Origin of the sequence: Flavobacterium sp., from assembly GCF_052437795.1 — a bacterium.
In the GTDB taxonomy this organism is placed as follows: domain Bacteria; phylum Bacteroidota; class Bacteroidia; order Flavobacteriales; family Flavobacteriaceae; genus Flavobacterium.
In genome coordinates this window covers 1027970-1051079 of sequence record NZ_JBQVPA010000001.1, presented here as the reverse complement: position 1 = coordinate 1051079, position 23110 = coordinate 1027970, and the positions used below count along the sequence as shown (strand labels likewise).

At 45.8% G+C, this 23110-nt stretch carries 17 protein-coding genes; 8 read left to right on the top strand and 9 right to left on the bottom strand.

Features of this window, described 5'->3' with window-relative positions:
- Positions 1-27 precede the first annotated feature (27 nt).
- Complete coding sequence (locus ACT6R0_RS05115; protein WP_444651903.1) at positions 28-1275, bottom strand: tetratricopeptide repeat protein; 1248 nt, start codon at positions 1273-1275, stop codon at positions 28-30.
- The gene (locus ACT6R0_RS05110) at positions 1275-2579 is read right to left on the bottom strand and encodes an AAA family ATPase (RefSeq protein ID WP_444651902.1); all 1305 of its coding nucleotides are present in this window, start codon (positions 2577-2579) and stop codon (positions 1275-1277) included. The genes ACT6R0_RS05115 and ACT6R0_RS05110 overlap by 1 nt, the downstream gene beginning before the upstream one ends.
- 163 nt (positions 2580-2742) lie before the next feature.
- Here ACT6R0_RS05110 and ACT6R0_RS05105 point away from each other — a divergent pair, with 163 nt between their 5' ends.
- Together ACT6R0_RS05105 and ACT6R0_RS05100 are read left to right on the top strand one after the other, a co-directional pair.
- Positions 2743-3957, top strand: coding sequence for an RsmB/NOP family class I SAM-dependent RNA methyltransferase (locus ACT6R0_RS05105; protein WP_444651900.1), 1215 nt, complete (start codon positions 2743-2745; stop codon positions 3955-3957).
- Positions 3958-4033: 76 nt separating this feature from the next.
- Positions 4034-5128, top strand: coding sequence for an endonuclease (locus ACT6R0_RS05100; protein ID WP_444651899.1), 1095 nt, complete (start codon positions 4034-4036; stop codon positions 5126-5128).
- A 168-nt stretch (positions 5129-5296) separates the two neighbouring features.
- On the opposite strand, the gene lpdA is transcribed toward ACT6R0_RS05100, so the two are convergent.
- The 3 genes from lpdA to ACT6R0_RS05085 all read right to left on the bottom strand — a co-directional run bounded on the left by lpdA (position 5297) and on the right by ACT6R0_RS05085 (position 11000).
- The gene (gene lpdA, locus ACT6R0_RS05095; protein ID WP_444651897.1) at positions 5297-6703 is read right to left on the bottom strand and encodes a dihydrolipoyl dehydrogenase; all 1407 of its coding nucleotides are present in this window, start codon (positions 6701-6703) and stop codon (positions 5297-5299) included.
- A gap of 318 nt (positions 6704-7021) precedes the next feature.
- On the bottom strand, positions 7022-8653 hold the full coding sequence (locus ACT6R0_RS05090) for a carboxylesterase/lipase family protein (RefSeq protein ID WP_444651896.1): 1632 nt from the start codon (positions 8651-8653) through the stop codon (positions 7022-7024).
- A 157-nt stretch (positions 8654-8810) separates the two neighbouring features.
- The gene (locus ACT6R0_RS05085; RefSeq protein ID WP_444651894.1) at positions 8811-11000 is read right to left on the bottom strand and encodes a glutamine synthetase III family protein; all 2190 of its coding nucleotides are present in this window, start codon (positions 10998-11000) and stop codon (positions 8811-8813) included.
- A 344-nt stretch (positions 11001-11344) separates the two neighbouring features.
- Here ACT6R0_RS05085 and ACT6R0_RS05080 point away from each other — a divergent pair, with 344 nt between their 5' ends.
- The 4 genes from ACT6R0_RS05080 (at position 11345) to kdsA (ending at position 15698) form a co-directional block, all read left to right on the top strand.
- Positions 11345-11605: a hypothetical protein gene (locus ACT6R0_RS05080; RefSeq protein WP_444651892.1), complete on the top strand. Its 261-nt coding sequence runs from the start codon at positions 11345-11347 to the stop codon at positions 11603-11605.
- 134 nt (positions 11606-11739) lie between these two features.
- Positions 11740-14112, top strand: a complete 2373-nt coding sequence (locus ACT6R0_RS05075) for a glycosyltransferase (protein WP_444651890.1) — start codon at positions 11740-11742, stop codon at positions 14110-14112.
- A gap of 179 nt (positions 14113-14291) precedes the next feature.
- A complete protein-coding gene (locus ACT6R0_RS05070; protein WP_444651889.1) occupies positions 14292-14747 on the top strand; it encodes a 2-dehydro-3-deoxyphosphooctonate aldolase in 456 nt (151 codons plus the stop codon).
- A 132-nt stretch (positions 14748-14879) separates the two neighbouring features.
- On the top strand, positions 14880-15698 hold the full coding sequence (gene kdsA / locus ACT6R0_RS05065) for a 3-deoxy-8-phosphooctulonate synthase (protein WP_444651888.1): 819 nt from the start codon (positions 14880-14882) through the stop codon (positions 15696-15698).
- A gap of 109 nt (positions 15699-15807) precedes the next feature.
- On the opposite strand, the gene ACT6R0_RS05060 is transcribed toward kdsA, so the two are convergent.
- The 3 genes from ACT6R0_RS05060 to ACT6R0_RS05050 all read right to left on the bottom strand — a co-directional run bounded on the left by ACT6R0_RS05060 (position 15808) and on the right by ACT6R0_RS05050 (position 17422).
- Positions 15808-16086: a hypothetical protein gene (locus ACT6R0_RS05060; protein WP_444651886.1), complete on the bottom strand. Its 279-nt coding sequence runs from the start codon at positions 16084-16086 to the stop codon at positions 15808-15810.
- Positions 16087-16448: 362 nt separating this feature from the next.
- Positions 16449-16727 carry a hypothetical protein gene (locus tag ACT6R0_RS05055; protein WP_444651885.1) on the bottom strand — a complete coding sequence of 93 codons (279 nt, stop codon included), beginning with the start codon at positions 16725-16727 and terminating at the stop codon, positions 16449-16451.
- 92 nt (positions 16728-16819) lie between these two features.
- A complete protein-coding gene (locus ACT6R0_RS05050) occupies positions 16820-17422 on the bottom strand; it encodes a DUF1684 domain-containing protein (protein ID WP_444651883.1) in 603 nt (200 codons plus the stop codon).
- A gap of 167 nt (positions 17423-17589) precedes the next feature.
- Here ACT6R0_RS05050 and ACT6R0_RS05045 point away from each other — a divergent pair, with 167 nt between their 5' ends.
- Positions 17590-18822 carry an MDR family MFS transporter gene (locus ACT6R0_RS05045; RefSeq protein ID WP_444651881.1) on the top strand — a complete coding sequence of 411 codons (1233 nt, stop codon included), beginning with the start codon at positions 17590-17592 and terminating at the stop codon, positions 18820-18822.
- Positions 18823-18891: 69 nt separating this feature from the next.
- On the opposite strand, the gene ACT6R0_RS05040 is transcribed toward ACT6R0_RS05045, so the two are convergent.
- The gene (locus ACT6R0_RS05040) at positions 18892-20490 is read right to left on the bottom strand and encodes a Na+/H+ antiporter (protein ID WP_444651879.1); all 1599 of its coding nucleotides are present in this window, start codon (positions 20488-20490) and stop codon (positions 18892-18894) included.
- A 48-nt stretch (positions 20491-20538) separates the two neighbouring features.
- Here ACT6R0_RS05040 and ACT6R0_RS05035 point away from each other — a divergent pair, with 48 nt between their 5' ends.
- Positions 20539-23088, top strand: a complete 2550-nt coding sequence (locus ACT6R0_RS05035) for a PAS domain-containing protein (RefSeq protein WP_444651877.1) — start codon at positions 20539-20541, stop codon at positions 23086-23088.
- Positions 23089-23110 lie beyond the last annotated feature (22 nt).

Sequence of the window (23110 nt, the reverse complement as noted above, 5' to 3'; positions counted from 1 at the left end):
TTAACTTGTTATTTTTAACATGGCCCATTAACTAAATTTACTTCTTGTCGCATAATAGTTCGCAAGGAACTGGAAGGCAAGCAACCCTATCAAATACAGCCCCGCAAGTTCCGGTATCAGCTCCCTGCCCGCAAAAACTAATGCTACAGCTGTCGCGCCCGCAACGAACATTACAGCGTTGTATATCATGAATACGGCTTTAGGAGCACCAAAAAGCCTGCTGAGCGGGATCATCATGGTAAATGTAAAAAATGCGAGCAGTATGTAGCTTTCCTGTTTTGTAATGAGATACGCCAGGCCGCTTAGCAATGATGCGAGAAGGCTTATGCCTACAAGAGATGAGCTTATTTTTTCTTCCCTGTCCAACAGATGACTGCCATAAGGGTTCAGCCGCAGGAACAGGTTGCCTAATGGGCCAATGATCCAGGTGGAAAATGCGAATATGAACAATAGCAGTATCAGCGGGTACAGGAACGGGCGCAATGTTTCGCTTGAACGGGCCAGGCCCTGCAGGAATTTTGACCCGAAATAAAATCCGAGTATAAAAGCCCACTGGTACTTTGCGGTCATGTTCGACATCCAGAAAGAATATTGGAGGAACCACCTGTACAAAAAGAAACGGGCTTTGAGCGCCTCGGTCATCCCGGCCTGTCCGTGTACGGAATTTGGATCATTTTTAAGCGCTTCCTTAAAATGCTCCAGTGCCTTACCGGTTTCCCTTTTTTCCAAAAGCCCCCAGCCATAATTCGCATGGGTATAGGCATCATTGGGATTTTCATGCAGCGCTTCGGCAATGGTCTCGAACGATTCCTCTTTGCGGTTTAGCTTCAGCAAAGCGGTACTGCGTACATTGAGCGCAAAAACATGCGATGCATCAAGCGCCAGGGCCTGGTTGGCAATATCGAGCGCTTCGGCAAAATTTTTACGGTATAGTTTTATCTGTGCCCAAAATGCAAAATAGTCTGCGCGGTACGGGTCCAGGCTGATGGCTTCGGTCACATACCGTTCGGCATCGTTTATTTTTTCTTTTGACAGGAAGATGCGCGACTTCAGGAAAAAGTAATGGCTTGTTGCCGGACTGATGGCGATCGCGCTGTCTGCCAGTTCTTCTGCCCTGTCATAAAGATCCTTCTGCAGGCTTACCTCCCCCAAAAGATAGAGCGCGTGGTCATCCTGAGGGTTAAGGCTTATGATCTCATTCAATATTCTTTCGGCATCATCATAGCGTTGCTGCTGTAGCAGCAGCATTGCCCTTTCTAAAAGGACTTCGGTCATTATTTCTTTATTTTTAGATAGGAAAGCACATCGTTGTACAACCCGGATTCGTTAGCATACAATGCAAAATTTTTGGCGGATACAAACCATTCCTTTGTGCTGGCATTATGTTTTTTAATGGCATTAGCCAGATCTTTTTCCTGTATTGGCTCGGGTATCCCGGTCTTGAAGGACGCTTCCAGCTTATCTTCAATGGCAATGTCTATAACGGCTTCTATGTCCGCGCCGGAAAAGTTCTCGGCCTGTTTTGCAAGCTTTCCGGTATTGATGCTCGCTATGGGTTTCCCTTTTAGTTTGATATTGAAGATCAACTCCCTCGCTTCTTCATCGGGAGGCGGTATAAAAATGATCCTGTCAAACCTGCCCGGCCTCCTGAAGGCGGTATCGAGGTGCCATGGCGCGTTAGTCGCTCCAAGGACAAGTATGCCGTCATTATCAGACTCCACGCCATCCAGCTCCTGTAAGAACTGGTTGATAAGATGGCGCGACGCCGAATTTTTCATGTCGCTCCTGCTCGCACCCAATGCGTCGATCTCGTCAAAGAATAACACACAGGGCTTATTCCTTCTTGCGGTTTCAAACACCTCATGCAGGTTCTTCTCACTGTTGCCTATCCACATATCCAGTATGTCATTAAGCCCAACGCTTATGAAGTTGGCATTGATCTCACCGGCCGTTGCTTTGGCTATAAAGGTCTTTCCACATCCCGGAGGGCCGTATAGCAATATCCCGCCCCCGGTCTTCTTTCCGTATGCTTTATACAGGTCGGCGTGGTTCAGCGGATGAATGATCTTTAATTCGATCTCCTTCTTGATCTTTTCCATACCACCCACATCGCCAAAATTGGTCTTAGGCTTGGTAAGGAAGGCATTGTTCTCCTGTTCGGCAGCCTGTGTTTGCGGGGCCATGCCAACCCGAAGCTCAGCATCCAGTTCCTCATCAGCGTAACCGGGGACCGTTTCCAGTACTTTGCGGTAGGCATCCGCAGCCTGCTGGTAAAGGTTTTCCCGTAGCAGCGTTTTGGCATACAGCACCAGGAAATTTATGTTATCAGGGTCGCTGTGCAAAGCATCTTCTAATATTACGCTGCAGGTCGCATACTGCCCCAGCCTGAAATAAGTAAGTGCCAGTCCATACTTGGCGCCGGCATGGTCCTGTAAGGCCAGTACTGCTTTATATTCAGCTTCCGCTTCCTGTAGCCTGTTAAGATTCAGCAGGCTTTCGGCAAGATGTAGTCTCAGGGGAATGTTGTTTGGGGAAAATTTAAGCGCCTCCCTCAGGTTTTCAATAGCATTATTATCCATCGGTAATTTTAAATATCTGCTAATTTACTTTTTAACCCGTAAATAAAAAATGAAAAACGGTTAATTTATCTCAAAAGCCCAATAAATACACGAAAAACCAACTTTTATCCCGACACCGAAAACATCCTAAAAAATCAATACCTTTGCCGTTCAATTTTTTACAATGAGATTACACAGGAATTTAGTTTTTACGGTTATTGACTCGCTGGGGTTCATTTTTAACGATGGCGAATACGCCGATAAAGTTGTGGCCCGTGCCCTGAAAAAAGACAAGCGCTGGGGCAGTGCCGATCGTAAGTTCGTTGCAGAGACCATATATGAGATCGTACGCTGGAAAAGGCTTTATGCCGAGATTGCCGAAGTGAAGGAACCTTATGACCGCGACAACCTGTGGCGCGTATTTGCCGTATGGGCAGTACTTCGCGGCGTTACCCTGCCTGACTGGAAATATTTTGAGGAAACGCCGGTGCGCCGCATCAAGGGGCGTTTTGACGAACTTTCCAAAGAGCGTAAATACCGTGAGTCCATTCCTGACTGGATGGACGAACTGGGTGTAAAAGAGCTGGGCGAAAAGAAATGGGAAAAAGAGCTTGCCGCGCAAAACGAGCAGGCCAAAGTTATACTGCGTGTCAATACTTTAAAGACGACGCGCGAGAAGTTAAGGGCGGTACTTATGGACCTGAACATTGATACCGAAGCACCGAAGGATTATCCGGATGCGCTTGTACTTAAAGAGCGTTCCAATGTATTCCTTACCGATCCCTTTAAGGAAGGTTTGTTCGAAGTACAGGACGCATCGTCGCAGCTTGTGGCACGCTTTCTTGAAGTAGAGCCGGGAATGCGTGTGGTAGACACCTGTGCAGGTGCAGGCGGAAAAACGCTTCACATGGCCTCACTGATGGAAAATAAGGGCCAGCTCATCGCCATGGACCTTTATGAAAGCAAGCTAAAGCAGCTTAAGCTAAGAGCCAAGCGTGATGGAGCCTTTAATATTGAATACCGCATTATCGATAGCACCAAGGTGATAAAAAAACTTCATGAGAAAGCCGATCGTGTCCTTATTGACGCGCCATGCAGCGGACTTGGCGTACTAAAAAGGAACCCGGACAGCAAATGGAAGCTCCAGCCGGAATTCATCGATAATATCAAAAAAACACAGGCCGAGGTACTGGAAAGCTATTCTAAGATAGTGAAGCCCGGCGGGAAGCTGGTATATGCTACCTGCTCAGTACTACCGTCAGAGAACGAACTACAGGTCAGGCATTTCCTAACTACCGAGATAGGAAAACAGTTCACTTTTGTAAAAGAGAACAAGGTGCTGGCATATGAAAGTGGGTTTGATGGCTTTTACATGGCGCTGATGGAAAGAAAAAAATAACAATTATCAGATATCGTGTTAAATTTCAGGCGATATTAAAATAATCGCCCTACATTTGATGTCCCAAAAAATTACAATGAAGAAAATAATTACCCTTTTACTGGCCTCGGTTACAGGTATCGCCCTTGCCCAGGACGGTGCACCTGCCGCGCCTTATTACAACGGCTTTAACTTTAACCAAAGCGGAACAGCACTTAAAACCGCACTGGCTACAAAGATCACCAATACACACACTAACAACCTGACCTATCAGCAACTGGAAAACGCGTTGAAGATCGTTGATCTTGACCCACAGGATGCTACCAATACCAACCTTTTGCTTTTGTACGGTTTCAGTAGTGATATGTGCATGGCGGTAACTACTAATGATAAAGATCACCGCAGGAGGAATAAAGATATGGATGATGATGGTACAGCTTCCCCATGCTTATGGAACAGGGAGCATACCTATCCGAAAGCCTTAGGTAATCCTGACCTTGGAACTTCAGGCCCGGGCGCTGACGCGCATCACGTAAGGGCCAGCGATAAAAAAAGGAACGCTGACAGGGATAATGACAAATTCTTTGATGGTTCGGGGAATTCATTTGAAACGGGTACATCATGGTATCCCGGTGACGAATGGAAAGGCGATGTGGCCAGGATGATGATGTACATGTACCTGCGTTATGGCAATCAATGCCTTCCTAAGAATGTTGGCGTTGGCGCTACTATTGCTTCTGATGCCAATATGCCTTTGCTATTTTTGGAATGGAACGCCGAAGATCCCGTATCGTTATATGAGGATAAGAGGAACACTTACCTTGGCAATGCCAATAATGCATTTGGCCAGGGCAACAGGAACCCTTTCATCGATAATCCTTACCTCGCGACGCTTATATGGGGCGGGCCGGTAGCACAGGACCGTTGGGGCATTGCAGGTGTAGAAGACCAACTGCTGGCAACACTAAAAGTGTATCCTAACCCTGCTGTAAATAATGAGGTGAACATTTATTCTGAGACTGAGCTTGACGAGATACAGCTTATCAACCTTAACGGCCAGCTAATACAATACATACATCAGCCTAAGGCCCAAAGCAATGAATACAGGCTCAGCAACCTTCCACAGGGCTTTTACATCCTAAAGGTCACTGCTGATGAAAAAACCGCTACGCAGAAGATCGTGGTTAACTAATTTCGAGATCCATCTTACTTTATACAAATGCCTCAAGTTGAAACTTGGGGCATTTTTTTTTGAGCTATCCTCAGATAATTTACAACGGCTGATCAGGAAACAGCTCATCAATATAAAATACAAAACCCATCGCAAGGATGGGTTTTGTTATTCTAAAGCAATAGATAATTATATATGTATCGCCCTGTTATCTGTAGCAGCCAGTGCCGCTTCCTTGATAGCTTCCGCATAAGTAGGGTGCGCGTGGCTCATTCTTGAAATGTCCTCGGCAGAGGCCTTGAATTCCATGGCGGTAACCGCTTCGGCTATAAGGTCGGCTGTACGTGCGCCTATCATGTGGATACCTAAAACCTCGTCGGTTTTGGCATCTGCCAGTATTTTCACGAAACCATCGGTGTCCATGCTCGCACGGCTGCGGCCCAATGCTTTGAACGGGAAGCTTCCCGATTTGTATTCAACACCTGCTTCTTTCAATTGCTCTTCGGTCTTGCCTACGGCGGCCACTTCAGGCCATGTGTATACAACACCAGGTATCAGGTTATAGTCAATATGAGGTTTCTGCCCGGCAAGGGTTTCGGCTACGAATACCCCTTCTTCCTCAGCTTTGTGTGCCAGCATCGCGCCTTTAACAACATCTCCTATCGCGTAAATGTTCGATGCGGCAGTCTGCAGGTGGTCATTCACTTCTACCTGTCCCCTATCGGATATCTTCACTCCGGCAGCTTCAGCGTTCAGCCCGTCGGTAAACGGACGGCGGCCTACGGATACCAATGCATAATCGCCATCAAGCGTAATGGTTTCGCCTTTGGCATTCTCGGCCTGCACCTGTACACCTTCACCTCCACGCTCTACCGACTTCACTTTGTGCGATGTGTAGAACTTCATACCCTGCTTTTTAAGCACTTTGGTTAGTTCTTTAGAAAGGCCTGCGTCCATGCCCGGGATAATGCGGTCAAGGTATTCCACCACCGATACCTGTGCGCCAAGGCGAAGGTATACCTGGCCCAGTTCCAGCCCGATAACGCCACCGCCTATAACGATAAGGTGCTTCGGTACTTCTTTCAGCTTTAAGGCTTCGGTAGAGGTGATTATCTTTTCTTTGTCTATTTTGATGAATGGCAGTGACGATGGCTTGGAACCGGTAGCAATGATAGTATATTTTGCTTCTACTGTTTCCGATGCGCCGTCAGCCTTGGTCACTTTGATGTGCGTAGCGTCTTCAAATGAGCCCACGCCTTCAAGCACCGTGATCTTGTTCTTATCCATAAGGTACTTGATGCCGCTAACATTCTGGTCTACAACACCCTGCTTACGCGCTATCATTTGCTCGAAGTTCAGCTTGATCTCACCCGCAATGTCAATACCGTGCTCCTTAAAGTGCGATGTAGCATCGTGGTAATGGTGCGATGAATCCAATAGCGCTTTCGAAGGGATACAGCCTACGTTAAGGCAGGTGCCGCCAAGTGTTGGATATTTTTCTACAATTGCGGTGTTGAAACCCAGCTGCGCGCAACGTATGGCTGCCACGTAACCACCGGGACCTGAACCTATAACGACTACATCAAATGAACTCATGGTATGTGTTTTATTTTGGTTGAAAATTTAGTCCCGCAAATTTAGGCAATATCATTTATATGCCAATGAAAAAAGCGGATTTTGGTAGTTGGATTATTTGGGCGTGCCGCTCCACTGCGTTACGCGCCGGGCTCTCGGCTTTATCTGCTCCGTTTCTCTCCACAGGATATCGCCTCTATCCCTCACGCGAGCTGCACTAGGGCGTGGATTCACAGATCTTCTCGAATTTGGAAGCGATGGCATATCTGGCATGAAGATCATTGGTTATATATTATTGAACACCTTCACAAAGTTGGTAGACTTTTCTGAGCAGGAGTTTTATTTCTTACCGCCAAAATACCCTTCTAAAAATAAATACCTCGCCCTGTGCGGCTCCTTATACGCTTTGCTTTGTGTATTGATATCCATGATCGTCATATCGCCCTCCGGCGTGCTTACCGGCCATTCAGGAACTTTCTTGCCGTTGGGGTTGCCTGTCTTTATGAAATTGGCAAAGTACTCCTCCCCTGTCTCTGAAGCCTTGTGATCATCGTTCGTCCACTCATAAACAGTATTGGTCGCCAGGTTGCCCAACAGGTATTCGATGTCCGATGCGTGGTTCGCGCCTTCCATGGGTTCCGGCATTTTGTTCTCTTCCTTCGTAGCGCCGTCATCTTTTATGATGCCTCCCGCCAAGCCTTCGTGGGCATTGCCCATTTCGGCTTTCATTTTTGGCCGCTGCTTTGAGAAAATATAAGCATACGCAGGCTGTTTCGAAGTTTTGCGGTGCAGCTCCAGCCATTTCCAGGTGCTGTATACGATAAACCCATCGCTTGCCAGTGCTGTAGCCGATCCGATAACCTCTTTTTCATTACTTCCGGGATACAATTGCAATACTTCATCGGTTTTGTCGCCATAGGTAGCTTTTACGCGCGCTGTATAATTTTCAGGCGTAGGGAACTGCCCCTGCATAAATGCCATATAAGGAACTTCGGCCGAGGTCCATCCTGCCAACAGCGGTACTTTGGCCTGTTCGCCGGCAGCAAATACTGCTTCGGGCGATTTGGGTATGAAATAGCCATCAATGGTCGCACGGGTAGTGAACGCTCCCCATTTTGATGCTTCCTCCAAAAGTTCCGAGGCAGAGAGGCTACGTAATTTTGCCAGTGGGGCATTCTCGAGCCGTGCTGCAAAATCAAGGCCGTGCTTTTCGCTCTCCGCCAATGGCACAGCTGCCAGCGTAGGGTTGATCATCGCCCCGCTCTGCCCTATCGCCCCTGCAATAAGGTTCTTGGACAATGGTGATGCCATCTGCGCTGATACTGATATCGACCCTGCCGATTCGCCCGCTATGGTTATTTTGTTGGGGTCGCCACCAAAGGCCGAAATGTTATTCTTTACCCAAAGCAATGCTGCGTTCTGGTCAAGCAGGCCGTAATTACCCGAAGCATGATCGGGTGATTCCTTAGTCAGTTCAGGATGCGAAAAGAAACCGAATATGCCAAGCCTGTAGTTGAGCGTTACGGTTACAATGCCTTTTTCGGCAAGGCTTTCGCCGTCATACCTATATTCCGACCCGTCGCCTGCTATGAAGCCACCGCCGTAAAAATAAACAAGTACCGGAAGTTTCTCTCCTGCTTTTTTAGCGGGTGTCCAAACATTAAGGTACAGGCAGTCCTCGCTCATTTGGGGCGCACGGAAGTTCATATCGCCAAATACCGGCTTTTGCATCGCGTTATTACCAAATTTATCAGCTTTGCGCATGCCGTTCCAGCTTTTTGGAGGTTGCGGGGCTTTCCATCGCAGTTCGCCTACAGGTGGCTGTGCAAAAGGGATGCCCCGGTATGTATTTATGCCTGACGGAAGCGTTATCCCTTCGAGAATTCCCTGCTGCGTTTTTGCAGTAGGCGCTTTTTGGGCGAATGTCGTTGCAGTAACTGATAGCAGGATCGCCATTGCAATATTTTTCATGGTAATGCTTATTTGGAAAACCAAATATAAACTAATCCCGTCTTGCTACCTATGGAATTTTTAAAAAGCTGAAGTCAGGTATGTGCTATACCTCGCATCAGGGAATGAAAAAGCCCCCACATTTCGGCGGGGGCTTCAAACTCATTATCTTCAAATATTACTTTGTGAACAGTAGTTCCCTGTATTTTGTTAGTGGCCAGATCTCATCGTCTACCAAAAGCTCCAGCTTGTCGCAGTGATCCCTGATCACGTCAAAGAATGGTTTTACGTTATCGCAGTAAGCATGTGCCATTTCTTCGGCGCTGCCAAGAGTATTGGCATTCTTACGCGACTCAACCATTTGCTCAACACTTGTATGAATACCAGCAATATGACCCGAAATTTCCCTGATAAGGGCAATTTGCTCTTTGCCGATATTTTCAAAGTCTTTGCCAAATATCTCTTTAAGGCCCTTAACGTTCTCTATAAGCACATTTTGATAACGGATAGCTGTAGGCACTACGTGGTTGCGTGCTATGTCGCCCAGTACCCTGCCCTCGATCTGTATCTTTTTAGTATATTCTTCAAGCTCGATCTCGTAGCGCGCTTCGGCCTCAACGTGGTTCATTACGTTCATTTCTTCAAACAGCGCAAGCGACTGTTCAGATACCTTAGCCTTAAGCGCAGATGGCGTAGTCTTAAAGTTGCTCAGGCCACGTTTTGCCGCTTCCTGCTCCCACGCGTCGCTATACCCGTCGCCTTCAAAAAGGATGGCTTTGGTTTCTTTGATGTATTCCCTCAATACGTTGAAGATGGCGTCATCTTTCTTCATCCCCTTTTCTTCGATAAGCGCGTCAACTTCTTTTTTGAAGTCTTTCAGCTGCTTGGCAACGATCGTATTAACTATGGTCATTGCGTTAGCACAGTTGGCGCTTGAGCCTACTGCCCTGAACTCGAATTTATTTCCTGTAAAGGCGAATGGCGATGTCCTGTTCCTGTCGGTATTATCCAGCAATACATCAGGGATCTTACCTACTACGTTCAGTTTAAGGTCGGTTTTTTCTTCAGGCGAAAGCTTGCCCGCTGACACACCTTCCAACTCAGCTAACACTTTCGTAAGCTGGTCGCCTATGAAAACCGATATGATGGCCGGTGGCGCTTCGTTGGCACCAAGCCTGTGGTCGTTCGTAGCTGTCGCTATAGATGCCCTCATTAGCTCTTCATTCTTGTACACCGCTTTAATGGTGTTGATGAAGAACGTAAGGAACTGCAGGTTGCTCATTGGCGTTTTGCCCGGGCCAAGAAGGTTCACGCCTGTATCTGTAGCAAGCGACCAGTTGTTGTGCTTACCCGAGCCGTTAACTCCTTTGAATGGCTTCTCGTGGAATAGCACTTTAAAATCGTGGCGCTCGGCAACTTTAGACATCACGTCCATCAATAGCGAGTTATGGTCTACGGCAAGGTTGGTCTCCTCGAATATCGGGGCAAGCTCGAATTGGTTAGGCGCTACCTCATTGTGGCGGGTCTTTACCGGTATGCCAAGTAGCATGCACTCATTTTCAAGGTCGCGCATATAGTTAAGCACACGTGTTGGGATCGAACCGAAATAGTGGTCCTCCAACTGCTGGCCTTTAGCCGAAGTATGCCCAAGCAGCGTACGGCCTGTAAGGGTGATGTCTGGCCTTGATGCGGCAAGGGCAGAATCTACAAGGAAATACTCCTGCTCCCACCCAAGGGTGGCACTAACTTTCTTAACGTTCTTATCAAAATATTTGCAGACCTCAGTAGCCGCGTCATCAATAGCGGAAAGTGCTCGTAGAAGCGGTGCCTTGTAATCGAGCGCCTCGCCAGTGTATGATACGAATACTGTAGGGATGCAAAGTGTTGTACCATATATGAATGCAGGCGAAGTTGGGTCCCATGCTGTATAGCCACGCGCTTCGAACGTGTTCCTGATACCACCGTTAGGGAAGCTGGACGCATCCGGCTCCTGCTGTACAAGTTGCGTACCGCCGAATTTTTCTACTGGGTCGCTGCCGTCATAGGATGTTTCAAAAAAGGCATCGTGCTTTTCGGCAGTAGTACCGGTTAGCGGCTGGAACCAGTGCGTATAATGGGTCACACCTTTAGTAAGTGCCCATTCTTTCATACCCATTGCGATATAATCGGCAAGTTTACGGTCTATTTTAGTTCCGTGCTGTACTGCGCTCTGTACTGCTTTGTAGGCTTCGGGCGTTAAGAACTGGCGCATAGCCTTATCATTAAAGACGTTGCTTCCAAAAATAACCGACTTTCTTTCGAGTTCATCTACTTTTACCGGCTTCCTGTTAGCGGTTTGCAGTAGCGCATGGGAACGAAATGTTGACATGAAACTGTGATTTAAATTGTTAGTGGTTGATAAAAACTTAGGCAAATGTATAAAAAATATTTTTAAATTTTAAATACCCCCTATTTTTTAAGGGGTCAAAATTAAAATATTTACTGATTATACAATTTACCCCTGTAATTATGTGATCAACATTTAATCATTAGGAATGACTGTTTAATTTTCCTGATTACAAATAATTCAATGAAATTCTTACAATCGTTAAGTAAATTATAAATTTCATAACCGTATGTTAATTGAGTTAAATATTTATTAAGCAAATTACCATTTGACTGATGATGCCGTAATTTAGTCAAAGTTTTGTAAACACAAATAACCTAAGTAATATGAGTAACAAAAAAATGATAGTAGGAATTGCTGTAGGAGCAGCAGTCCTGGCAGCAGCAGCGGTGCTGATTGCCCGCAGAAGGTCACAAAGCAAATATGCGGCACAAGTAGAAGAAGCCCGTGAAAACTTTAGCAGCAAGCTGAATGAACTGCAGCGCAAGGCTAAAAAAGAATATAGCAATGTAGCATCTGATGCTAAAGATGCTGTAAATTCAGCAAAGGACAGAGCCAATGAGTGGGTAAACAAAGCCCACGTATAAGATATCCACTTTTATATATATGTTCCGCAAGGAATGACATAAGCCGGTTATAAAAACACTTTGTAGCCGGCTTTAAAATTAAAATACCCAAACCTACTACCAATAACTAATAAATATTACCAAAGAAAAGCGCCATGAAAACAAGAAGATCAGCAGGAAAAAAATTCCAGCCTTATAACAGCCTTATCGAACAGCTTGCCGCCCACAATATAATGGGGCAAGATCCGGAAAACCTCCCGGAAATTTTAATGCTCACTACTTTCCCTCCAAGGCAATGCGGTATAGCCACCTATTCGCAAGATTTGATCAAAGCAATGAATGACCACTATGTCGATTCATTCTCTATCAAAGTTTGTGCACTTGAAACCAACAAGGAACAACATTCCTATACTGACCCAAGTATAAAATATACCCTGAACACTTCAGACCCGACATCATATAAAGCATTGGCAACATCCATAAATAATGATGAGAACCTGAAGATCGTGCTCATTCAGCATGAGTTCGGGCTTTTCCATGAGACCGTTAATGAATTCAACAACTTCATTGATGCTGTTGAGAAGCCGCTTACCATAGTTTTCCATACTGTGCTGCCTAATCCTAATGAGGAGTTCAAGGCCAACGTACAGCACATTCTGAACAGGGTAGATTCCCTTATTGTAATGACAAATAACGCTGCCGACATACTGGTGCGCGACTATATAATAGACCGTGAAAAGATCGCGGTAATACCTCACGGAACACACCTTGTGGCCCACACTGACAAAAATGACCTGAAGCGCAAATATGGGTTCGAAGGCAGGACAGTGCTTTCTACTTTTGGTTTGCTCAGTTCAGGTAAGAGCATTGAGACAACACTGGAGGCGCTGCCGAAGGTAATTGACAAAACTCCGGAAACGCTTTTCCTCATCATAGGCAAAACACACCCTACTGTAGCTCTTAATGAAGGTGAAACCTACCGCGAGTCGCTTATAGCGAAGATCAACGAGTTGGGGATACAGGATAATGTACAGTTCATCAACAAATATGTTGACCTGCAGGAATTGCTGGAGTACCTTCAACTGACCGACATATATGTATTCTCATCTAAAGACCCGAACCAGGCGGTAAGCGGAACTTTCGCGTATGCGCTAAGCTGCGGATGCCCTATCATCTCTACCCCAATCCCACATGCTAAAGAAGTGTTGGCAGGAGATACCGGCATGACCTTCGATTTTGGAAATTCGGCAGAGCTGGCAGAATCAATAAATACACTACTGTTCGATGTTGAACGCAGAAATACCATGGTGCTAAATGGATTGCATAAAATTATCCACACCGCATGGGAAAACTCGGCGGTAGACCATGCTATATTGCTTGAAAGGACAGCCGGCGGCAGTATCAGGCTGCAGTACCGTAATCCTGAAGTGAACCTGCAGCATATTAAAAATATGACGACTGACTTCGGAATGTTGCAATTCAGCAAACTGAACAGGCCGGACATTCATTCCGGGTATACGATTGACGATAATGCCCGCGCGCTTATTTCAATGTGCCAGTATTATAAATCATACAGGGATGAGTCGGTTTTGAAATACATCAATATATACCTTAATTTTATTGACTATTGCCAAAGCAAAGATGGCAGGTTCCTGAATTACGTTGACTACAATACCAACTTTACAGACCAGAATAAAAACGAAAATCTTGAAGACAGTTCAGGCCGCGCCATGTGGGCATTGGGTTATGTAGTTTCATTAAGCAAAATACTGCCTGCACCGGTGATCAGTAAAGCCGAAGCCATTTTCCAAAGGTCGCTGCCACTTACCCGAAATGTGTTTTCTACAAGGGCGATGGCATTTACAATAAAAGGACTGTATTACTACAACCGTGGTATTAAAGATGCCGATACGATGATCTACATCAAACTCTTTGGTGACCGACTTGTGCAGATGTACCGCCACGAAGCAGAGGAAGACTGGAAATGGTTTGAGAGCTACCTTACCTATGCCAACAGCGTGCTTCCTGAAGCATTGCTGCTATGCCACGCCATGACCGGAAGCGAAACATACAAGGAAATTGCAAAGGCTTCGTTCGACTTCCTGCTATCGCATACGTTCGATGAAAATTCGATACAAGTAATATCCAACAGGAGCTGGCTGTTAAAAGGAGAGAACAGGGGAGATTACGGCGAACAGCCTATTGATGTGGCTTATACGATACTGGCTTTGCGTAAGTTCCATGACATTTTTAAAGAGGAAGAATACCGTAATAAGATGGAGATGGCCTTTAACTGGTTCCTTGGCAACAACCGCCTGCACCAGGTAGTATACAACCCGTGCACAGGCGGCTGCTTTGACGGAATGGAAGAGCAGAACGTAAACCTGAACCAGGGTGCCGAAAGCACTGTAAGCTACCTTATGGCAAGGCTTAGCATATCAAAATACTTCGGAAACCCGAACATGACCTATTTCCGCAGGAAGCAAAGGGCAAACAAAATTGCCGCGCTGCGCCAGATGGAATTCTAAACACAACACACACTGATTGACTGAGGCCCCGATGATCGGGGCTTTTTTATTATGTGGGCACTGATCAGGTTCAGATATACGTTACACGTTACAGTTACGTTTCTGTACAGGTATATATCTGTTTTGAGTGAAGCTTGATATTAAATTTTTGAATAACTTTGGACAAACGATCAACAACAATGAAAAAGATATTTTTGCTTTCGATATCCCTTTTAGCGCTTACCTCTTGCGTGAGTACCCGCAATACGATAAAGAACATCAATGACGATGCTAAAATGCCGTCATTGTCTAAAGAAAAAACTTTCATTATTGTCGAGATCAGTAAAGACAAGAATTACGGGTACGACCACGATTATCCTGTAAATTTAGGGTTTATGAGCTACCAGACAGCCGAGATCAACGTACAGCGTTACTTTGGCGCGTTGACAGGCCCTAAAGGTGAAAAGCTGAGTTATAAAAAAATTGATACTTGCTGCCCCTTCCCTTCTAAACGGACAGACATGGGCGCCGGGCTGCTCGATATATATGCAGTAAGCTGGGATGGCCTTGCCGAGCCGGTACGCATTTATATCAACCTTTATGAAAAAGGAGAGATCGTTGCACCGCATGGGTTTGGGATCAGGATCATAGAATAGGTTATTTCAGATCTCAGATCGGCCTTCACTCCTGCTGTAAGCTGGCCTATTAAGGCTGAGTAGTAAAAAATGTGATATCTACGATCTGACATCTGAAATAACTATCTTTGCACTGCAATTAAAAACACAACAATGAACTTAAAGAATATCCCACAGATAAAATATACCGACAGCGGTAACTTTTTCCTCCTGGCCGGCCCTTGCGCGATCGAAGGGGAAGAAATGGCGCTCCGCATTGCTGAAAAACTTGTTGAGGTGACCGACAGGCTGGAGATACCCTATGTATTCAAAGGGTCTTTCAAAAAAGCGAACCGCTCCCGCATTGACAGCTTTAGCGGCATTGGCGACGAAAAAGCACTGAAGATACTGCAAAAGGTATCGCAGACTTTTGGAGTGCCTACAGTAACTGACATCCATACCAATGAGGATGCCGCAATGGCGGCTGAATATGTAGATGTGCTGCAGATCCCGGCCTTCCTTGTACGCCAGACCGACCTTGTAGTGGCCGCAGCCAATACCGGCAAAACGGTCAACCTTAAAAAAGGGCAGTTCATGAGCCCGGAGAGCATGAAGCATGCCGTACAAAAAGTACTGGATTGTGGCAATGAAAATGTAATGGCTACCGACAGGGGTACTATGTTCGGGTATCAGGACATGATCGTAGATTACCGTGGCATCCCTGCAATGCAGCAGTTCGCTACGACGATATTGGATGTGACGCACTCGCTACAGCAACCGAACCAGACCATTGGTGTTACGGGTGGACGCCCCGATATGATCGAGACCATTGCCAAGGCAGGAATAGCTGTAGGTGTTGATGGTATTTTCATCGAAACGCACTTTGATCCTGCCAATGCTAAAAGTGATGGCGCAAATATGCTGCATCTTGATCATTTTGAAGGGCTTATGAAAAAACTCGTAGCCATACGCAAAACGGTGAACCAGTTTTAATTCTTTCTGAATATCCCTACCGGCGCAAGCCATGTCTATAAGCCACGGACTATTAATTAAGGCTGATCATTGATCAGTAAATTATATGGTCCGTGGCTAAATTTTAAACTTATATCTTACTGAAATCCTCTGTGCACTTTTTAGCATAAAGTTTTGTGATGGTAAGTACCCTCTTTTTAGCTTCGCTGTCTTTTTCGAGATCATGCTTTTTCAGGAAAGCCGATGCGGTCCTCTCAAACTCTTTCTGCAGATCATTTATGAATGTTTCTAGCCTCGCGCCACCGGCCGAAAAGTATATTTCGCTGTTAAATCTCTGGAGAAACTCCTTATGTACATCATTACAGGCCGTTGCCAGTCGTTCTTCTAATTCTTTATAGTCGAAACCCATCCGTCATTAATTGATTTTGAAATTTTCAGCCAAAATTAGTGATCCATCAAATGATGAAGTTATGAAATTTAACTTAAAATTAATAAAATTTTTCCAACAATAAAAACGTCGGTAACAGCATCTGCAATAAATAGTAATTGACTATTTAAATAAACAGTATTGATGAATTTAAGAGAGAGAGAGAGAGAAGAGTAAATTGGCAGTAACGGCTTTATATTAACGTAGCGCCTATAAATGCCCCCAAAAATAAAGCAGCCTATAATAGCCTTCCTGCCAATTTGGTTCAAATATAATATAATTTTATACCTACATCATATTTTAATGTTGTTTTAACATTAACTTTTGTTTAAAGCAATATATTATCATGCGACTTTTCCATAATCTTCAACACACCTTTTGGCGTAAGCCTTTGCAATGGCACGTACGGCATGCAGTGCTCCATGATCACTGATCAGGTTATTGTCCCCTACGAACTTTGTTTCTACTGCATCAAATTCCTGCTGGATGAGGTCAAGAAAAGTGTTCAGTTTACCAGGGCCTCCCACTTGGTAATCCGATTTATACACTTCTGATAATTTTGTAACTACATCTTTACAGGCACAGTCAAAACTGTTCTCCAGGTCGGCATACTTATTTTCCATACATCAAATTTTAGTAAGGCTAAATTAAGCGATAATACAAACGCAGAACAACAATTAACGTAAAAAATATTACAAAATCGAACAATTCAGATCTAATGTTTTATGTGATCTTTCACACCAGCCTTCACTTCTGCCTCAAGGTCGTTCTGTTTCGGAGGGATGGGGCATGAATAGCCATGATCGTAGGCACAATACGGATTATACGCAGTATTGAAGTCGATGGTGACCATATCACCTTTTGGGACCTTAAGGTCGATATACCTCCCGCCGCCATAGCTTCCGTTACCCGAAGTAAGATCGGTGAACGGAAGGAACAGGTGATCTTTGTACTCATCCAGCTTTGCCATGTCAAGGCTTTGAAAAACATCAAGTTTAAACGCCTTCCCTTTTAGTTTAAAATTCAGCTCACCATACTTAACATACATGGGCTTCCTGTTGCCTGTGGTAGGCATTTTAAAAGGCTTTTCGTTGGGTGTGCGGACCAGTCTGGCCTCAACACAATATTCCATATCTATAGGATAAATATCAAGTGCTTTAAAAGTTGCCAGGTCCGCTTTAAGCAATGGTGACTTAGCGGGGTCGGCGTATTCTGCATTGAGGTTTTGCTGGTATTTTTCTGAATTTTGAACAGAGCATTCCTGTGCTCCGGCATACAAGGAGATGATCATTGCAAAAGTGCTAAGGATAGTTTTCATAGAAATGATTTTCACAAAAGTAAACAATATTGTCTCCCTGTGATCTTCAAAAACAACATGCCTGATAAAGCCATGTATTAAAAATTTTCGATCTGTAAGAATTATTGGTATCTGATCATTAAGCACTGGCAAAGGATACGTACCTTTGAAGCAAACAAACCCAAACGATGTTCCGGCAGGCCATTTCCCGTTATGTAAACAACTTCCGCGGTTTCCGCAGGGAGATATGGATATTAGCCATCATTACCTTCATCAACCGTGCAGGGACCATGGTCTTTCCCTTTCTTACCAAATACATGCGCGAAGATCTTGGTTTTAGCTACGAGCAAGTCGGTGCGGTGATCATGTGCTTCGGGTTGGGTTCCATGCTGGGGTCGTGGTTGGGTGGTAAGCTTTCAGACAAGTTCGGGTTTTACAAAATAATGATATTCAGCCTGTTTACCAGTGGGCTTATGTTTTTTGGCATACAGCACATTACCACTTTTAAGGGCTTATGCATAGGTATGTTCAGCATTATGGTCATTGCCGACATGTTCCGTCCTGCAATGTTCGTTTCTGTTAGTACCTACGCAAAACCTGAGAACCGCACCCGTGCGATGACGCTCGTAAGGCTTGCTGTAAACCTTGGCTTTGCAGCAGGGCCGGCAATGGGAGGGCTGATTATTGTTGCGCTGGGATATAATGCCCTGTTTTGGATAGATGGCGCGACATGCATCACTGCCATACTCATATTCCGCCTTTTAGTAAAGGAGAAAAAGAAGGTTGCCACGCCCGAAATTTTTACAGATGAGATAAAAGAAAGCCGTACGCTGCGAAAGGATAAGTTGTTCTGGGTATTCCTGTTTTGCAGCTTTGCCACGGCCATGGTTTTTTTCCAGTTGCTCACCTCCCTCCCACTCTACCATAATGTACAATATGGGCTTACGGAATTCCATACCGGGCTGCTCATGTCGTTCAACGGGCTTATGGTCTTTGCTCTAGAAATGCCGCTTGTAGGCTATTTTGAAAGGAAGCACGTACCAAAGTTACGCATTGTTGGCTGGGGGGCGCTGCTCATCGCGTTAAGCTTCCTTGTCCTGCTTTTTGAAGGATGGATCGGTATACTGATCATCAGCATTATACTTATCACGTTCGGTGAAATGTTTAACTTCCCTTTCTCCAATTCATTTGCCTTTAGCCGTGCGCCAAGAGGCCAGGAAGGTCTCTACATGGGGTGGTACACTATGATGTTCAGCCTGGCACACATAGCCAGCGCGCAATTGGGCATGATGCTCATAGCCAAACACGGTTATGCCGCCAACTGGCTCGTGATGGGCATCATAGGTGTCTTTTCCTTCGGTTGCTGCATTCTTCTACAGCGAATGATAATGCGTGAGGATAGCGCGATAAAAAGCGTGTAGTCTAAATTATTTAGAAACTAAATAACCGACTAGAAATAGGCGTTTTCCCGGGTAATTAATGATGAGGACCTATCCCTCATACATATCCATTCGCAACCTTGTCTCTTCAAGATCAAGCTCTTTTTCAATTTTGCGCAGCACTTCCTCGCTGGTACCGCCTTTACGGTGCAACTGCTCTATCTTTTCGCGTTCGATGTCGATAAGGTCGATCTGCAGCTGGGTAAACTCATTGAAGATGTTTATGGGCAGCGCCTCGCCTTTGCCGAAAAAGTTGGCAGGAAGCTCTGTCTTTTGCAGACGGTTGAATTTTACTTCATACTTGCTCTTTATGTTATGGAGCAGCTCATCCTGCAATAAGGAGAGGTTCTCCTCAATATGGGCAATTGTTTGCGAAACCAGCATATTACGGACCTCATACTCTTCGGCGTAGGCCGAATAAGGCTCCAGCTTCATCTTTTTTATGGCAAATGGCAGCGTTAGCCCAAGCAGTATCAGGGTGGAGACAATAACACAGAACGTAATGAAAATAATGAGGCTGCGATGCGGGAACGGTGAACCGTCGGGCATGGCTAAAGGGATAGCCATTGCCGCTGCCATAGATACTACACCACGCATGCCCGCCCAGCCAAAAACTACAAGATTGCGGCGGTCGAAAGGCTCGGTCTCGCGTATTTTTTTACTGAGCATACGCGGGAGCATCGCCGCGGGAATGACCCAGATGAAACGGATGATAATGACCACAGCGCTCACCGCCCCGCCCCACAGCAGTAATTCGCCGGTAGAATAGCCGTTAATGCCATTCATTATCTCCCTGAGCTGAAGCCCGATGAGGATGAATACCAACCCGTTAAGGATATACGCCACTACATCCCACACGGCTACGGCCATGATGCGGCTTTGGTGCGTGAAGATCTGACCGGCCCGGAACGAGAGGTACAAACCCGTTGTAACAACCGCCAGTACACCGGAAAAGTGAAAATGTTCTGCTAAAAGGTATGAGGCAAAAGGCGTTAGGAAAGTAAGGGTTGTTTCAACAATAGGGTCGCACACGAATTTTTTGTGGATAAGGTACATGATATAGCCAAGCCCCAACCCTATCGCGATGCCCGCGACCACCATCAGGAAAAAGTTGCCACTGGCTTCCCACATTACAAAATTGCCCGCGGTTATGGCAGTGAGCGCATATTTGTAGGCAACGAGGCCGCTGGCATCGTTCACCAGGCTCTCCCCTTCGAGTATAGTAATGATGCGTGGGTGCAGCCCCAGCCCTTTTGTGACAGAAGTCGCGGCAACGGCATCGGGAGGCGAAACTATCGCCCCGATAAGAAAAGCCAAGGGCCAGCCAAGCCCAATAAGTTCGTGCGCTATCACGGCAACTGCCAATGTAGTGAACAGCACGAGCCCGATGGCGGCTAATGATATGGGGCGGATGGCTTTTTTAAAATCATGCCAGCTGGTATTCCATGCCGCATGGTACAGCAGCGGCGGCAGGAAGATAAGGAAAACCACATCGGGGCTAAGGGCAATGACGGGCAGCCCCGGTATCACGCTTATAATGATGCCGCACAGAACCAGCACTATGGGGAACGGGAACTTATATTTGTTGCTCAGGATGGTGAGGAACGCTACCCCGAAGAGCATCATGACAATGATATTTATGTTTTCCATGGGGGAAAATTACGAATTTTCCCAACAAAAAAGCTATAGTAATTTTGTATGTATTTTACCAAAAAAGATGAAAGGAAAAGGATCGAATTTACTATTTTAGTGCCTTATTGCCTTACCATAACCATCTGGCATATTTGCATGGAAAAAGCACCTGTAAACAACTTCCTTTCCCGCGGCGGCGAATCGGGCGAGATCATCCGCAGCCTTAACTGGGCCGAAACATCGCTTGGGGCACCCGAAACATGGCCTCTCAGCCTGCGTACATCGCTGGGCATATTGCTAAATTCGGCCTTTCCCATGATATTATTTTGGGGAGAGGAAATGACCTGCTTTTACAACGATGCCTTTCGTCCCAGCCTGGGCAATAACGGCAAGCACCCGGGGATCGGCAAAAAAGGGCGTGAGCTCTGGGCAGATGTATGGGACTTTGCAGGGCCGCTATTCGAACAGGTACTAACCACAGGCGAGCCGGTATGGTTCGAGGACCAGCTGGTGCCCTTTTACCGAAATGGCAAAACAGAGAATATTTACTGGAACTCCGGCTACAGTCCGATATATGATGATGAAGGAAAAATAAACGGCGTGTTCGTAGCCTGCACCGAAACAACAGAAAAAGTACATACCGAACGCAAGCTTACCGAATCGGAAAAGCATTTTGAGTCGCTGATCCGCGAAGCTGCGGTAGGGATCATTGTGCTTCGTGGGGACGATAATATCGTCGAGGTGGTAAATGATGCCTACCTGAAACTCACAGGCCGTGACTACAGGCGAATGATAGGCAAGCCGCTGTTCGAGGCCATACCTGATACCGACCCGTATTTCCGAAGGATCATTGAAAGTGTCAGATCGTCCGGGCACCCCTACCATCTTAATAATCACCCCTATTCCATAACTACCGATGGTGTGACTAATGAAGGTTTCCTTAACCTGATCTATCAGCCGTATAAAAATCCTGACGGGAAAATTGATGGTGTTATGACATTGTGCCACGATGTTACAGCCAATGTTATGGCACAGAAACGTGTAGAGGATAGTGAGCAGCGTATGCTGTCAGTGGTAGAAAGCGCGCCGTTCCCTATAGGTGTATACCTGGGAAGGGAGATGCGTATCGGCATGGTCAACCGGTCCATCATGGATGTATGGGGCAAGGGCAGCGATGTTGTAGGAAAAACGTATCACGAGGTCTTGCCGGAGCTTGAAGGTTCCGGGATCTATGAACAATTGGATAATGTTTTTACTACAGGCATACCCTTCCATGCACGCAACCAGCAGGTAGATCTGGTTGTCGACGGTAGTTTACAGCCCTTCTTCTTCAATTACAGCTTTACGCCGCTTTATGGTACCGATGGTACTATTTACGGTGTAATGAACACCGCCGCCGAAGTAACCGACCTTGTTATCGCTGCCAAAAAAATAGAGCAGAGTGAAAAGAACTTCAGGAATATAATACTGCAGGCACCTGTAGCAATGTGCATTATGCTCGGGCCGGAACATGTTGTGGAAATTGCCAATGATGCCATGATCGAATTATGGGGCAAACCCGTTGAAGCCGTTATGAATAAGCCTGTTTTTGAAGACCTGCCCGATTCCCGCGAGCAGGGGCTGGAGCAGTTACTGGATAATGTATTTACTACCGGTAAGCGCGTTGTAGCTAATGAAATGGCGGTAAACCTCATACGCCACGGCAAGCCAGAAACAGTGTACCAGAATTTTGTATATGAACCTTACCGCAATACCGATGGTGAAATGCTGGGCGTACTGGCCATAACTGTAGATGTGACCGCTCAGGTGATGTCACGCAGGAAGATCGAAGAGGTGGTGCGTTTCCGTACCAGGGAACTTGAGATAGCCAATAATGACCTAAAGAGATCAAATGCCGAACTCGCACAATTCGCTTATATTGCCTCTCACGACCTGCAGGAACCTTTGCGTAAGATAAGCACTTTTACCCAAATGATCGAAATGCGCTCGGGAGACAGGCTTGACGAACAGTCCCGCAATTATTTCGAGAAAATAAAAGTCGCCTCGTTGAGAATGCAAACACTTATACGCGATGTACTTACCTACTCTGAACTGATAAAGGACAATGAGATCTTTATCCCGACCGACCTTAATTCCATACTCGAAGGCGTGGTGGGCGATTTTGAATTGCTTATTGAACAGAAGGGCGCAAAAATAACTGTTGAAGAACTGCCGGTGATCGATGCCATCCCGTTGCAGATGTCGCAGCTTTTTGGTAACCTGATAAGCAATTCACTTAAGTTCGCCCGGACTGATATCCAACCTACGATACAGATATCCGCAGAAATAATGTCAGTAAGCGATAAAGCTGAAAATGATTTTCATATGGCACCGTACTACAAAATAACCTTCCGCGATAATGGTATAGGCTTCAGGGAAGAATATGCGGAAAAGATATTTAATATTTTCCAAAGGCTGCACGGCAAGTCAGAATATGAAGGTACAGGGATCGGCCTTGCGATGTGCAAAAAGATCGCATTGAACCACAACGGCAACCTTAACGCCTACGGCAGTTCGGAAAATGGCGCTGTATTTAATTTATTGATCCCGGAAAAACACTTCACTATAACTAATTAGAGTTGTATGTAGGTGGTGAAAT

What these genes read in the sequence shown, in the direction of transcription:
- ACT6R0_RS05115 (WP_444651903.1), bottom strand. Translation starts at nt 1,275, where the DNA reads ATGACCGAAGTCCTTTTAGAAAGGGCAATGCTGCTGCTACAGCAGCAA.
- ACT6R0_RS05110 (WP_444651902.1), bottom strand. Translation starts at nt 2,579, where the DNA reads ATGGATAATAATGCTATTGAAAACCTGAGGGAGGCGCTTAAATTTTCC.
- ACT6R0_RS05105 (WP_444651900.1), top strand. Translation starts at nt 2,743, where the DNA reads ATGAGATTACACAGGAATTTAGTTTTTACGGTTATTGACTCGCTGGGG.
- ACT6R0_RS05100 (WP_444651899.1), top strand. Translation starts at nt 4,034, where the DNA reads ATGAAGAAAATAATTACCCTTTTACTGGCCTCGGTTACAGGTATCGCC.
- lpdA (WP_444651897.1), bottom strand. Translation starts at nt 6,703, where the DNA reads ATGAGTTCATTTGATGTAGTCGTTATAGGTTCAGGTCCCGGTGGTTAC.
- ACT6R0_RS05090 (WP_444651896.1), bottom strand. Translation starts at nt 8,653, where the DNA reads ATGAAAAATATTGCAATGGCGATCCTGCTATCAGTTACTGCAACGACA.
- ACT6R0_RS05085 (WP_444651894.1), bottom strand. Translation starts at nt 11,000, where the DNA reads ATGTCAACATTTCGTTCCCATGCGCTACTGCAAACCGCTAACAGGAAG.
- ACT6R0_RS05080 (WP_444651892.1), top strand. Translation starts at nt 11,345, where the DNA reads ATGAGTAACAAAAAAATGATAGTAGGAATTGCTGTAGGAGCAGCAGTC.
- ACT6R0_RS05075 (WP_444651890.1), top strand. Translation starts at nt 11,740, where the DNA reads ATGAAAACAAGAAGATCAGCAGGAAAAAAATTCCAGCCTTATAACAGC.
- ACT6R0_RS05070 (WP_444651889.1), top strand. Translation starts at nt 14,292, where the DNA reads ATGAAAAAGATATTTTTGCTTTCGATATCCCTTTTAGCGCTTACCTCT.
- kdsA (WP_444651888.1), top strand. Translation starts at nt 14,880, where the DNA reads ATGAACTTAAAGAATATCCCACAGATAAAATATACCGACAGCGGTAAC.
- ACT6R0_RS05060 (WP_444651886.1), bottom strand. Translation starts at nt 16,086, where the DNA reads ATGGGTTTCGACTATAAAGAATTAGAAGAACGACTGGCAACGGCCTGT.
- ACT6R0_RS05055 (WP_444651885.1), bottom strand. Translation starts at nt 16,727, where the DNA reads ATGGAAAATAAGTATGCCGACCTGGAGAACAGTTTTGACTGTGCCTGT.
- ACT6R0_RS05050 (WP_444651883.1), bottom strand. Translation starts at nt 17,422, where the DNA reads ATGAAAACTATCCTTAGCACTTTTGCAATGATCATCTCCTTGTATGCC.
- ACT6R0_RS05045 (WP_444651881.1), top strand. Translation starts at nt 17,590, where the DNA reads ATGTTCCGGCAGGCCATTTCCCGTTATGTAAACAACTTCCGCGGTTTC.
- ACT6R0_RS05040 (WP_444651879.1), bottom strand. Translation starts at nt 20,490, where the DNA reads ATGGAAAACATAAATATCATTGTCATGATGCTCTTCGGGGTAGCGTTC.
- ACT6R0_RS05035 (WP_444651877.1), top strand. Translation starts at nt 20,539, where the DNA reads ATGTATTTTACCAAAAAAGATGAAAGGAAAAGGATCGAATTTACTATT.